11 protein-coding genes, 4 tRNA genes and 2 pseudogenes are annotated in these 12,241 nt (G+C 55.9%); 3 read left to right on the forward strand and 14 right to left on the reverse strand.

Features of this window, described 5'->3' with window-relative positions; all coding sequences use genetic code 11:
- Nucleotides 1-393: 393 nt before the first annotated feature.
- Nucleotides 394-506 (forward strand): annotated as a pseudogene (locus QPL96_RS19410) (DNA recombination/repair protein RecA); the annotation flags it as partial.
- A gap of 75 nt (nt 507-581) precedes the next feature.
- Here QPL96_RS19410 and umuC read toward each other — a convergent pair.
- The 9 genes and pseudogenes from umuC to QPL96_RS02435 all read right to left on the reverse strand — a co-directional run bounded on the left by umuC (nt 582) and on the right by QPL96_RS02435 (nt 7,640).
- Nucleotides 582-1,868: pseudogene (umuC, locus tag QPL96_RS02395) on the reverse strand (translesion error-prone DNA polymerase V subunit UmuC).
- Entirely contained in the window at nt 1,865-2,614 is a 750-nt protein-coding gene (locus QPL96_RS02400; RefSeq protein ID WP_303285340.1) for a CLCA_X family protein, read from the reverse strand. Before QPL96_RS02400 ends, umuC begins: the two are co-directional and overlap by 4 nt.
- On the reverse strand, nt 2,611-3,054 hold the full coding sequence (umuD, locus tag QPL96_RS02405) for a translesion error-prone DNA polymerase V autoproteolytic subunit (RefSeq protein WP_199457149.1): 444 nt from the start codon (nt 3,052-3,054) through the stop codon (nt 2,611-2,613). The genes QPL96_RS02400 and umuD overlap by 4 nt, the downstream gene beginning before the upstream one ends.
- Nucleotides 3,055-3,188: 134 nt before the next feature.
- Entirely contained in the window at nt 3,189-3,773 is a 585-nt protein-coding gene (locus QPL96_RS02410; protein WP_303285342.1) for a hypothetical protein, read from the reverse strand.
- 77 nt (nt 3,774-3,850) lie between these two features.
- Nucleotides 3,851-4,501: a HEPN domain-containing protein gene (locus QPL96_RS02415; protein ID WP_303285343.1), complete on the reverse strand. Its 651-nt coding sequence runs from the start codon at nt 4,499-4,501 to the stop codon at nt 3,851-3,853.
- 39 nt (nt 4,502-4,540) lie between these two features.
- Nucleotides 4,541-5,083, reverse strand: coding sequence for a YqiA/YcfP family alpha/beta fold hydrolase (locus tag QPL96_RS02420; protein ID WP_303285344.1), 543 nt, complete (start codon nt 5,081-5,083; stop codon nt 4,541-4,543).
- Between the two features lie 155 nt (nt 5,084-5,238).
- Nucleotides 5,239-6,192 (reverse strand): TraI domain-containing protein, encoded by a 954-nt coding sequence (locus QPL96_RS02425; protein ID WP_222447794.1) that lies wholly within the window; start codon nt 6,190-6,192, stop codon nt 5,239-5,241.
- Nucleotides 6,179-7,402: a DUF3596 domain-containing protein gene (locus QPL96_RS02430; RefSeq protein ID WP_303285347.1), complete on the reverse strand. Its 1,224-nt coding sequence runs from the start codon at nt 7,400-7,402 to the stop codon at nt 6,179-6,181. Before QPL96_RS02430 ends, QPL96_RS02425 begins: the two co-directional genes overlap by 14 nt.
- Nucleotides 7,395-7,640, reverse strand: coding sequence for a hypothetical protein (locus QPL96_RS02435; protein WP_094625544.1), 246 nt, complete (start codon nt 7,638-7,640; stop codon nt 7,395-7,397). Before QPL96_RS02435 ends, QPL96_RS02430 begins: the two co-directional genes overlap by 8 nt.
- 153 nt (nt 7,641-7,793) lie before the next feature.
- Here QPL96_RS02435 and QPL96_RS02440 point away from each other — a divergent pair, with 153 nt between their 5' ends.
- Nucleotides 7,794-8,000, forward strand: coding sequence for a helix-turn-helix transcriptional regulator (locus tag QPL96_RS02440; RefSeq protein WP_144822322.1), 207 nt, complete (start codon nt 7,794-7,796; stop codon nt 7,998-8,000).
- Between the two features lie 247 nt (nt 8,001-8,247).
- Here the strand turns inward: QPL96_RS02440 and QPL96_RS02445 are convergent.
- Together QPL96_RS02445 and QPL96_RS02450 are read right to left on the reverse strand one after the other, a co-directional pair.
- Nucleotides 8,248-8,324: transfer RNA gene (locus QPL96_RS02445), tRNA-Met, on the reverse strand.
- A 358-nt stretch (nt 8,325-8,682) separates the two neighbouring features.
- Nucleotides 8,683-10,020 (reverse strand): acetyl-CoA C-acetyltransferase, encoded by a 1,338-nt coding sequence (locus QPL96_RS02450; RefSeq protein ID WP_303285349.1) that lies wholly within the window; start codon nt 10,018-10,020, stop codon nt 8,683-8,685.
- Between the two features lie 309 nt (nt 10,021-10,329).
- Here QPL96_RS02450 and QPL96_RS02455 point away from each other — a divergent pair, with 309 nt between their 5' ends.
- Nucleotides 10,330-11,736 (forward strand): 3-oxoacyl-ACP reductase, encoded by a 1,407-nt coding sequence (locus tag QPL96_RS02455; RefSeq protein ID WP_303285350.1) that lies wholly within the window; start codon nt 10,330-10,332, stop codon nt 11,734-11,736.
- 152 nt (nt 11,737-11,888) lie between these two features.
- Here QPL96_RS02455 and QPL96_RS02460 read toward each other — a convergent pair.
- The 3 genes from QPL96_RS02460 to QPL96_RS02470 all read right to left on the reverse strand — a co-directional run bounded on the left by QPL96_RS02460 (nt 11,889) and on the right by QPL96_RS02470 (nt 12,190).
- Nucleotides 11,889-11,964, reverse strand: a tRNA-Val gene (locus QPL96_RS02460).
- Nucleotides 11,965-11,971: 7 nt separating this feature from the next.
- Nucleotides 11,972-12,048: transfer RNA gene (locus tag QPL96_RS02465), tRNA-Asp, on the reverse strand.
- Between the two features lie 66 nt (nt 12,049-12,114).
- Nucleotides 12,115-12,190: transfer RNA gene (locus QPL96_RS02470), tRNA-Val, on the reverse strand.
- Nucleotides 12,191-12,241 lie beyond the last annotated feature (51 nt).

Genomic DNA, 12,241 nt, shown 5'->3' on the forward strand with positions numbered 1-12,241 from the left:
TGCGTCGTGAAATCGTCAATTTCTTCCACCTCCCTTGGACTCACGTTTTCGACGGTCCAAAGTGTAAGGGTTACTGCTGTCAGTGCATCGTCGTTCAGAAGCCACCCAGCTAGCGCTTTCATCCTCGACACCCCTCAGCTTGCGTATACATGTATTATAGTTTCGCTTATTTGACTACGCTCCGTCCAACTGACAATCAACTCATCAAAGGTTATTGCTAACCGCCTACGATTGCGTTTAGTAACCGTTTTAACTTGATCGGCGAATTCTGGTTGTTGCGGTCACCAGCCTCGTTCGGTGAATTGGGGCCGCCCTTTTCTTTATCTTTGATAATGCACTACAGGAAAACTTCCTTTGATAGGAGGAGACTAAAAGATCCTGAAGCCAAGAAGGGCGTTTGTCGATGCTCAGCATGCTGGTAGCCATTTGACGCCGAAAAGCTGGGTGTTGAGCTAGATGAGCTGCTGGCTTCTCAGTCGGATACCGGTAAGCAAGCTCTCGAAATGCAGGGGCGTTTCTTGGGCAACTCGGGGGAATCAAATCCAGAAATTTGGGATGCTGCGAACGTTCGCTTTTGTTTACTAGCGAACCTTCGGCAAGTCATCCCAGCAGGTCGTATACGCCGGCGACAAATGCCCTCGCCGCATCGCATAGGCCGCAGGCCCGGCCTCTCTGGCCATGTAGACCGTCGCCCTGGACTTCCTGTTGATGGTATCCATCACCGCCATCAGGCGTTCCGATCTGCCATTGTCTGGCGCCTGCTCCTGCGCGGCTTGGAAGAGATCCTCCTGAACACCTGACTCATCCACCAGTTCCCCCAACATAACGCCGGCCTTAGCGTAATCAAATCCTTCCCGGTACATCGGTCGGAGGAGGTTCAGAGCCTGCTGCACAATAACCCGGGAGTCCTGGCTGGGCTGGATGAGCTTCACGCTGGCACTGCGTGAATACTGCGGCGCCGTCGCCTTGAACGGATTGGTTCGGATGAACACCATCAGTTCCCCAGCATACTGCTGGCCTCCCCGCAGCTTCTCGGTCGCGCGGGCCGCAAAGTGCGCTACGGCTTCTTCCAGGTCGCTCAGTTTCTGAAGGGGCTGACCAAACGATCAGGAGCACATGATTTGCTTCTTCGGGGCCGGTACATCCTCCCACGGAACACAGGGTACGCCATTGAGCTCCCGGGCGGTGCGTTCCAACACCACAGAGAACTGTTTTCTGAGCGTTGCCAGATGGGTATCCGCTAGTTGTAACGCCGTGACAATACCCATGGTCTGAAGCCTGGCACTGAGCTTTCGCCCGACACCCCAAACCTCCTCAACCGGTACGCGGGCCATCAACCGCCGTTGCCGGGCGGGGTCCGTGAGATCGACTACGCCTCCAGTGGGTGGATATTTCTTGGCGGCATGGTTGGCCAGCTTGGCCAGGGTTCGCGTCGGAGCAATGCCCACACAGACCGGTAAGCCGACGTTCTGATACACCGTGTTCCTGACCTCTCGCCCAAAGTCCTCAAAGGACACCACCCGGTCAATGCCGGTCAGGTCCAGAAAGGCTTCATCGATGGAATAGACATCCACTTTGGGAGCCAGGGCTTCCAGAGTCGTCATCACCCGCCGGCTCATGTCGCCATAGAGGGTGTAGTTGGAGGAGAACACCTGGATGCCGTATCGGCGAATCTCCAGTTTAATGTGATGAACCGGCACGCCCATCTTGATCCCCAGCGCCTTGGCTTCTTTGGAACGGGCGACGACGCAGCCGTCGTTGTTGGACAGCACCACAACCGGTGTATGACGAAGATCCGGACGGAACAGCTTCTCGCAGGAGGCATAGAAGTTATTGCAGTCCACCAGGGCGAACACAGGCTTCCTCATCCGGCTTTGGCCTGTTCCCGATACAACGCAGCCCCGAGAGCGGCAAAGTAATACTGAAAGGCGTCATTGATACGCTGGCGATGCTCGCCCTGCGGATACAGACCCGCCTTGGCTTCATCAGAGTGAACGGTTCCGTTTACCAGAAATCGGTTACGCGGCTGGCTGTCTTCAATGAAGGCTTCAAAGGCGCGAGCGCACAGCTCCTCCGGTTTGGCGTAATAAACCGTTTTCAAGTGCTGATCGGCCACCTGGGAGGCCCGGAACAAAGTGCTGGGTGCTGTGCCGTCCTCCGTCAGCATGATGGCCTGGAAGCAAGCGCCTAGCCGTTCATTCAGTGGGTGGGGTTTACTGCTTACGCTGTTCAGCCAGGCACTGGAAGCGAAGCCGCACGGTCCGGCATTCCGGTAAGCTTTGCCACCCATGTAGTGATCAAAGGCGTGAAACCACTCATGAGCGAGGCTACCCGCACCGGCGTTCTTGGCCAGCGCCAGTTGCCGGGTGGCGGGAATGTAGTGGGCCGCCACGCCCAACCGGCCGCCGATGCCATACTGCAGGCCCAGCGTGCTCCTCAGGGAGATCAATGGCTCCGGTCCTCGCAGGATCGTCATCAAATCACAAAGCGCCTGATAGAACCGGCCGGCTGCCCGGTCCCGCTCCTGAGGCGTCACCCAGCGTCCGACCTCGATGCTGCGAAAATCGAACCGTCGTCTTACGGTGACAAAGGATACTCCCGATTCAGGTGTCATCCCTGCCCTCCCCGCTTGAGTGATCGGATGACGTTGGTGACCACACCAAACACCTCCATCACCATATCGCCCTCGACGGTAATAGGCCGGTACGCTGAATTCCGTGGAAGGAGCCGAACGGGCGGTGGCGTCAAATGCAATTGCTTCACCGTCATCTCGCTTTCCAGGCTGGCGATGATGATGTCTCCGTGCTTGGCTCTCAGCGACCGATCCACCACCAGGACATCGCCGGGATAGATACCCGCCTCAACCATAGACTCTCCCTGCACTCGCACAAAGAACGTGGCAGCCGGGTGTTGAATACACAGCTCGTTCAGGTCAATGGTTTTCTCAACATAGTCTTCCGCCGGCGATGGGAAGCCAGCCGAGACCCGTTCAAGAAACATCGGGATATTCAGGCGTGAGACGGATTCGTAGTCACCAAGCAGAATGCAGGACATGCTTTACACCAGATACTGTTTGAATATACAGTATTTTGGCGAGACAATACGGTTGGGTCAACCCATCATTGGGCCTAGTGTTCTATACTTGGACTAGTGCAGCTGCCAGGAAGGCGGGAGGAGTCTGAGCCGAATCAACCTCTTTGTCGGTGAGGCTTCAATATAAACCGGGTTTCCTGGTCTTTTTGGCGTAACAGGTGACCGCGGGGGCAGCTCCAGATGTCTGTCCACCAGTAGTACGCCCTGCCAGCTCTCATTTCATTTGCCTTCGTGATCGCAACGTCTTGGACTTCATGGCCGCATTCCGGGCAATACACCGTAGCGGTTCCATCGGTCACCCAGTCATTAATCCGCACTTCAACGAGGCCGAAATGGCCGCCCGGCAACCGACTCACCTTGCGTGTGTCGAAGGTGGAATTGGCGAGCCAGACTGGCAGCACATCCCTCGCCGCTTGGGCACTGACGCTTTGAATCACCGTTCTCTCGGCGTCTTCCCTTGCCCAGGCCAACAACACTCTTGCCGGGACCGTCACGTCGCAGAAAAAGCCCTCATCCCGGTTCTCGGTAGTGGCAACCAGTATTTGTCCTTCACATCTGGGAAGTGTCGCCAGATGCTCTTGAATCTGGGCCTGCAGCTCGTTCTGGCGTTCTTCAGCGGCAAGCTGACGGCGATACGCCCGGGAAAACAGTTTTTTCAGGTAGTGCGGCATAGAGCTCATAGTGTGGGTTGTTTACCGTTCCTTGGACATTGATCAGGCCGAAGCGGACTAGAAGGCATGAATTTACTCGTCGAACACTAGTCCTTCCCTACCGGATAACAGGCATCGCCCCACAGTGTCTCCGGGTGATCCATCATGATTGTCAGAATGACGGGAACCAGTTGGCTCATCAAGGCTACACAGTCACGAATCTGCTCCCGGTTTACCTTACTGCCCCATGTAGCACCGCCATGTATCAACTGATTTCGCAGGGTGTAGATCCGGCTAAGCGCAATGCCCAGTACCGTCGCGGTATCCTCTGAGCCCAAGGCGGACTGAGCGGCGACTTTTGCACGGTTAAACTGGTCCTGCCACTCTTCCTCACTGAGCTTTCCGTTCTGATGGTCCCAGAAGGGCTGAAACACAAAACGATTGCTGAGTAGTACCCGAATACTCCGGGGGAATTCTGTCCAGGTCAGCTCATCCAGCTGTTTGCCGGCATCAAGATCGACTAACTTCTCCAAGAAACCACGGAAGGCCGTTTTCTCTGTCGTCCGGTATTCTTCATTGATCTCTGTGGCATAGGCGGCGTTGAACGCAATCCACAGAAAGATGAACCGGCTGTCTGGGTCGTCGAGTTGCTCTGCTCGCTGCAACCAGCTCAGCGACCGATGAACCCGCAGGCTGAGATTGGCAGGGTAGCCGTCTCGCTCATCACGGTGGCGCTGTTTGAGAGTGTCGTAATTCATGGTTCGGTCCATCCATTCATCCAGTCCGGGTTTTCGGTTTCAATCCTTCACATGTTCCCGAATCAGCTTCAACGCTTCTTCCATGTGCTCAAACCGATGGCTCCCGCCCTCAAAGCTATGAACCGGAAAATAATCCGCAAGCGTCCTGACGGTGTCGCTCCACGGAAGCAGTTCATCCCCCTGATCCAGCAACACAAGCCCGCTGCCATAGTGAGTGAAGGGATAGTAGCTTGAAACCACTTCGTCCGTCAGTTGATAGGCGTGCCCCTGATGATCAACACCCTGCCCTATCCAGGGCTTGAGAGTGTGACCGGGATCCGTCACCGGGTTGATGGCGACAAACGGAATGCCGGATTCGGCACCCAGAATACCCGCCAACCATCCCCCCATCGAGGTCCCAACCAGAAGGTCCGGGTTCACTTGCATCAGTTTGTCCAGGCTATCTTCAATGACGTCTTCCGAGGCTTGAGTGTAATCGATGTCGTGACCATAGACAGGGCCAAGCTTCGCGAGCGCTTTAAGTTTGTCGCTGGTGATATCGAAGCGGCTGGCGAAGCCGTGGAGGTAGTATATTTTCAGCATATCCTTCGCTCTGGACGCGATATGTTTCCTGACCTTAGCACCGTTGCCGGGTAAATGCCTGTTTCACGGCCCAGCTGCTGTCCTCACACAACATCGAATAAAAAAGGGGTGTGGCCGCAACGTGCTCACACCCCTCACTGTAGTTTTCATCCGCCTCATCCGTGAGCTTCTATCGATGGCCGCCAATATGTGTTGTTTCCGAGCCGCCCAAAACCGATTGGCTGGCGCTTTCGATAGGCCTTCCGCTGATTGTCAGCCATGGCACTCTGGGCATCGGCGTCCCGAACATAACGGGCAAGCGTCATCGCAGGGCTGACACCGTAGCGAGCACCGGGCGAGGCACAGGTCCAAATGTGCCGGAGTGCAAGAGCCGCATCAGGGTCTACCTTGTCAAGATAAGCCAGGCCGTAGGCGCAGGCCTCTAAAGTCATGTCGGCATGGTCGCACAACCTTGCAGTTGCTGTCGGCTTACCCCACGTATCATAGGTGTAGGTCTTGCCAATATCGTGCAACAAACCAGCGACGAAACCGAGCTCCTGAAGTTCTCGAGGCATGTCTGGCTCATTGGTCTTCGTCATGACCACTACGTTCTTCGCCACGTCCAAGGAATGAGCCAGCAGCCCGCCAGGTTCATTATGATGGTAATTCCTGCTCGCCGGAGCTTTCAGAAAGACTTCCAGCCTGTCACGGCGCTCCAATACTCGCTTAATGAACATCTGTAACGGGGCTGACTGCAAAGACCGAACCGCAGCCACCAGCTGATCCAGTGCCTCCGGTCTCGGACAGAACGTCCGTGGCAAAGTCTGCAATGCAGGCAAGCCGGCAACGTCTGCCTGCAACGGGCGGCGGATATCGGTCAGCAGGATCTCACTTTCCTCCGCACCCACACACACCTGCCCTTTGACCACGACCAGATCCATGTGGCCCAAGTGCTCTGGAATCAATATAGAACCAATTACCGCCAGAACCACGATGTCGCTGGCACAGCTGCTCAACCGAAGTTTCAGATACGGAATGCCTTCATCATCAAAACAGGCAACACGCCCCGTCAGTCGGTAGGTGCCTTTAAAGGTTTCCTGCATCAACGGGCGTAGATCATTCAGTTTCATCACCTACCTCCTTATCGTTTTCGATGACCCGACTCTGAATCAGTCGCTCAAAGGCGCTGCCATCCATGCGAGTCAGGTTCGGGATATAGCGGGAATACACTTTAAACAGCATTTCCGTTGAGGAATGGCCCAGAGTGCGGGCGACCCATTCCGGGTTTTCTCCCGACGCGAGGAGTAGCGTCGCAGCTGTATGCCGGGTCTGGTAGGGTCTGCGTTTCTTCAGCTTGAGGTGTTCCAACAAAGGGTACCAAACACGCTTGGTCACGTTATTGTGGTCCAGCGGCTCTCCCAGCCGGTTACAAAATACGAACTTGCTGAGTTTGCCGGTTGCCTCGTACTGGGATTTGAGTGCCTGGTACACGGGGCCAAACATTGGAATTTCCCTTTGTGAGCCGTCCGTTTTTGTGTATTCGGTTTGGCCGTGGATAAGTGTTTCACGTACCAGGATTTCCCGCTTTTCAAAATCCACGTACTCCCACTTGAGGCCATCAACCTCCCCCGTTCGCATGCCGGTGTAAAAACGCACCAGGTAATAGTTGTGGTAATCCTCTCTGACCGTTTCGAGAATCTTTTCTACCTCATTCAGGGAGAAAGGCTCGATGTGTACCCTCTGCTGCTTGAGCGGCTTTATGTTCAGATAGGGATTCGTGAAGTCAAACCGCTCAGCCGCCTCCGTTAGAATCATCCGCAAAATGGTCATGTGGCTGTTGATGGTTTTGGGCGCCATCAAGCCACTGGCCCCTCTTCCTTTCCGCCGAGCCATCTTGTTACGAGCGGCCAGAATATCCGGCTTGGAAATCTCGCCTACCCGTTTATCCTTGAAGGCTGGCTTGAGAGAACTGGCCAGGATGGATTCCACGTTGCGAGTGTGGGAGTTCCGCCACTGGATTTTGGATTCGAGGAACCACTGGTCAGCGAAGTCTGCGAACAAAGGAGTATCAGACGCCCTGCCATTTTCTGAGGTATTAGTTGCCCCAGAATTTGCTTGGCTGGCCTGGATCTTCTTGAGATTACGACTATCAGGAAAATACTCCGCATAGTTGAAGTCACCCAAGAGAATCATGGCCTCAACTTTCTGCAAAAGTGCGTTTACACGCTTTCGGTTTTGAGGCGTGTCCACCAAGGCCGTTTGCTCCCGACAACGGTGACCTGCGTACATAAAGTCCAAATACAGCTTTCCGGTTTCTTTCCTTGTCCTGACCTTACCCATGACAAACCACCCCGCTCGCCATGGGAATAGCCAAATGCTCATGCTCCCTGGCACCGTCTAACATTTCCTTTTCGACCTCCTCCCAAAGAAAAAGAATCTTGCGGCGGCCGAACGGCTTGATGTAGTGCTTGCCCTCAAGGAGAACCGTGTCTTTCAGACACTGGCGAATGGTCCGGCAGTCATATTTGATTCGACCAGCCAGCTCTTCAGTGGTCAGATAGGTGTAAGAGTTTTCCATCGAAATATTCCTTCCGCTGCGATATTCTAAATCAACAAAAGACATTCCCTATATCAGAATGTCATCCTGAATGACATTTTAGGCAACAAAATGACATTTGCAAGAGCTTTTTGCCATTCTGGATAACATTTTTTCATTAAGGATAATTTAGAGATGATTCGATGCCACCTGGCCCGCATCATGGGCGAGCACAAAATGAAAATCGTAGATGTGGCGCGAGAGACCGGCCTGAACCGCAACACGGTGACTCTGCTGTATAAAGAGACCGCTCAACGGATCGATCTTGATGCGCTCGACAGACTCTGCAAATTATTCAAATGCGAGGTCAGCGATCTGCTGGAGTTTCAGGAAGACCAGTGAGCAACAATTAAAGGCAACTGGGGTAATGCCAGAGAAGAGGTTGCCAAATGAGGGTTGACCAGGCTATACGCAGCAAGGTTACCCAACCTGTGACAGCAAAAGACTTACGGTCAATCTCACCGAACCATCCAAATGGGGCGTCACAAAGATTGGCACAGATATGTCACATATTCGTCACAGGGAAGTTTGGCGGCCCCAAACGCAAAAAAGGCAGATCAGTAACCAACTGATCTGCCTTTCTTTTTTATGGTAGCGGGGGCAGGATTCGAACCTACGACCTTCGGGTTATGAGCCCGACGAGCTACCAGACTGCTCCACCCCGCATCAAACTTTTCATCATTCTGGTCTTCAGAGTCCACCTGTTGGTCGGGCTCATAAGCCGAAGGTCGATGACTCCCTTCGGCTTTCTCGGGATTGGGAGCCCGACGAGCTACCAGACTGCTCCACCCCGCATCAAACTTTTCATCATTCTGGTCTTCAGAGCCCGCCCGTTGGTCGGGCTCATAAGCCGAAGGTCGATGACTCCCTTCGGCTTTCTCGGGATTGGGAGCCCGACGAGCTACCAGACTGCTCCACCCCGCATCAAACTGTTGTTTCTCTCAGGGAGCCCCTGATCAACGTGGCGCGCATGATAAGGGGTGCGCCTGCCACTGTCAAAGGAAAGTTCCGGTTTTTCGGAAACTTACCGCTCCAGAATCGCTGTTACCCCCTGCCCGCCTGCCGTGCAGATGGAGATCAGGCCGCGGCCACTGCCCTTTTCCTCCAGCAACTTGGCCAGGGTTGCAATGATGCGCCCGCCGGTGGCGGCGAACGGATGGCCGGTGGCCAGGCTGCTGCCTTTGACATTGAGCTTGTCCCGGTCGATGCTGCCCACCGGCTTGTCCAGTTCCAGACGGTCCTTGCAGAAGGCGGGATCCTGCCAGGCTTTCAGAGTACACAGCACCTGCGAGGCGAAGGCTTCGTGGATCTCGTAGAAATCGAAATCCTGGAGTGTCAACCCCGCTTTCTCCAGCATCCGGGGCACGGCGTAAGCTGGCGCCATCAGCAGCCCCTCTTTCTTGTCCACAAAATCCACCGCTGCCACCTCGGAGAACGTCAGCCAGGCCTTCACCTCGTGGTTATTGGCCCTGGCCCACTCCTCACTGGCCAGAAGCACGCAGGAGGCGCCGTCGGTCAGCGCCGTGCTGTTGGCCGCTGTCATGGTGCCGTTGTCCCGGTCAAACACCGGCTTGAGCGTCGCCAGCTTCTCCAGGGTCGTGTCCGGCCGCAGGATATTATCCTTCTCCAGCCCCGCCAGCGGCGTCAGCAAATCTGTAAAGAAGCCCTCTTCATAGGCCTTGGCCAGCTTCTGATGACTCTCCCAGGCCAGCCTGTCCTGATCTTCCCGGGAAATGTCCCACTCCCGGGCCATCACTTGGGCATGCTCACCCATGGACATACCCGTGCGAGGCTCTCTGTTCTCCGGAACCTCGGGCTTTAGGTGCGCGGGCCGGAACCGCGCCAGAATCTTCAACCGCTCGCCGGGGGTTCTGGCCCGGTTCAGGTCCAGCAGAATCTCCCGAAGCCCCTCGCTTACACCAATCGGTGCATCGGACGTGGTATCCGTACCACCGGCAATACCACATTCGATCTGCCCCAGGGCAATCCTGTTGGCCACCAGAATGGCTGCCTCCAGCCCCGTCCCGCAGGCCAACTGAATATCATAAGCCGGTGTCTCCGGCGCCAGGCCGCAACTCATCGCCGACTCCCGGGTAAGGCTAAAGTCCCGGGGATGCTTGATAACCGCCCCAGCGGCCACCTCACCCAGCCGCTTGCCCTGAAGGCTGTACCGATCCACCAGCCCCCGCAGCGCAGAGGACAGCAACTCCTGGTTACTGATCTTGCTGTAGGCGGTGTTGGACCGGGCAAACGGAACCCGGTTACCACCCAGCACCGCTACGCGGCGAATACCCGAAGGAGCTGTGCTGGACTTTTTTGAAGTAGCGGTTTTCTTGCGTGGAGTTTTCGATGCTTCTGCCATGATCAATCCAATCCTTTTGCGGAAAATTTCATTGCCGGATAGAGCATTGGGGGCTGGCCTCCCAAAACCGTGCGGAGCCATGGGTGGCGGAGCCGAGCGTACAAGGACGTATTCACAGCGTGTTTTGGGAGGCCAGCCCCCAATGCTCCCTGCACCCAGGCTGGCAACAAGTGTAGCGACAACGCACAATGCCTCATTGGCACCCCTGACAATACCTTACAGGCATTGAGTCAATCCAAAAACTGTCCGATTCTTTACCCTGTAAACGATCCGCATCCAGAGAACCGATTGCAACCACAAGGAAGCCCCATGTCTGACCTCTATTTTAGACTAGTAAACACCCCCGTCGGTAAAACCGCGGCACAATCGCTTGGTCTCCCCGCGCCTGTGCCCCTGAAACGCCTGAAGCGCACTGACCAGCCGTTTATCGAAGGCGATGTGCTCATCGGCGCTGCCAACGGCGGAAAAACCATGGCCACATTAGGCAGTATTCTCAGCGCCAGCGCGGCCACCCTTCATCATGCCAGCGGAAACAATCGCCTGGCAGACTCATCCAAAGCTGGCAACAAAGCCCGCCCACTGGACTTGGGTTCCGAAATCAGCCAAACATTTTCGGCATTGATCTTTGATGCCACCGGCCTCAAGGGCCCGGGCGACCTGCGGGCGCTGTACGACTTCTTCCATCCCACCATCAAAAAACTGGGCGGCAACGCCCGCGTTCTTGTAATTGGCCAGAATCCCGCCAGTTGCCGCAAGGCACCACAGGCTGCCGCGCAACGGGCACTCGAAGGCTTTGTCCGCAGTGTCGGCAAGGAAATCGGAAAGAAAGGTTCCACCGCCAACCTGCTGTGGATAGCCCCCGGGGCCGAAAAGCAGCTGGATTCCAGTGTGCGCTTCTTCCTGTCCCTCCGCTCGGCCTATGTGTCCGGGCAGGTCGTAAAAATCGGCAAGAGCGATCCCGCACCTGCAACCAACCCCGTTGCGCCACTGACCGGCAAAGTTGCGCTGGTCACCGGCGCATCCCGGGGTATTGGCGCCGCCATTGCCGAAACCCTGGCCCGGGACGGGGCCACCGTGATCGGGCTGGATATCCCTCCGGCCACGGAGGAGCTGGAAAAAGTTACCGGCGCTATCAACGGCAAGGCCCTCGCCTGTGACATTACCGATGGCAAAGCCCCGAAGCTGGTCGGTGATTTTCTTGAAGAACATTTCGGGGGTGTTGATCTGGTCATCCATAATGCCGGCATCACCCGCGACAAAACCCTCGGCAATATGCCCAAACACTTCTGGGACATGACCATCGCAGTGAATCTGACCGCGGAAGAACTGATTGATGAGGAATTGATGCGCCGGGAGCTACTGAGGGAGAACGGGCGCATTGTCTGTATCTCCTCCATCAGCGGCATTGCCGGTAATTTCGGGCAGACCAACTACGCCACCGCCAAGTGCGGGGTCATTGGTTACGTGGAAGCCATGGCCCGGCAGGTGAAAAATGGCATCACCATCAACGCCGTCGCCCCCGGGTTTATCGAAACCCGGATGACCGCCGCCATGCCCATCACCATCCGTGAGGCAGGCCGCCGCATGAACAGTCTGTCTCAGGGTGGTCAACCGGTCGATGTTGCCGAAACCATCGCCTGGTACTGCAGCCCTGCGTCCAACGGCGTGAATGGCAATGTGGTGCGGGTTTGCGGGCAGTCGCTGATCGGCAAGTGAACCTGGGGTTGAACCTGAGGTTGAACCTGGGGTCAGATGAAAGCTTTCATCTGACCCCGATTTCACCCCCCGATTTCACCCCCCGATTTCATGACCCCGATTTCAGCACGAAAAAAAGGCCGATCCTTGCGGACCGGCCCTTTTCGGAATTCTGGTGGGTGGTACTGGGATCGAACCAGTGACCCTCGCCTTGTAAGGGCGATGCTCTCCCAGCTGAGCTAACCACCCGGGAAAATGGCGGAGCGGACGGGACTCGAACCCGCGACCCCCGGCGTGACAGGCCGGTATTCTAACCAACTGAACTACCGCTCCGCATCAACTCCGGCCTTTGGGCCGAACCTGAAACCGGATGGGATGATCCGGTGATGCATTTGAAAGTGGTGGGTGGTACTGGGATCGAACCAGTGACCCTCGCCTTGTAAGGGCGATGCTCTCCCAGCTGAGCTAACCACCCACTTTCAGGCCTTTGCCTCAAACCTGACAAAGACGTACAAACCTTCCAAAG

The organism is Marinobacter sp. SS8-8 (genome assembly GCF_030540945.1).
GTDB lineage: Bacteria > Pseudomonadota > Gammaproteobacteria > Pseudomonadales > Oleiphilaceae > Marinobacter.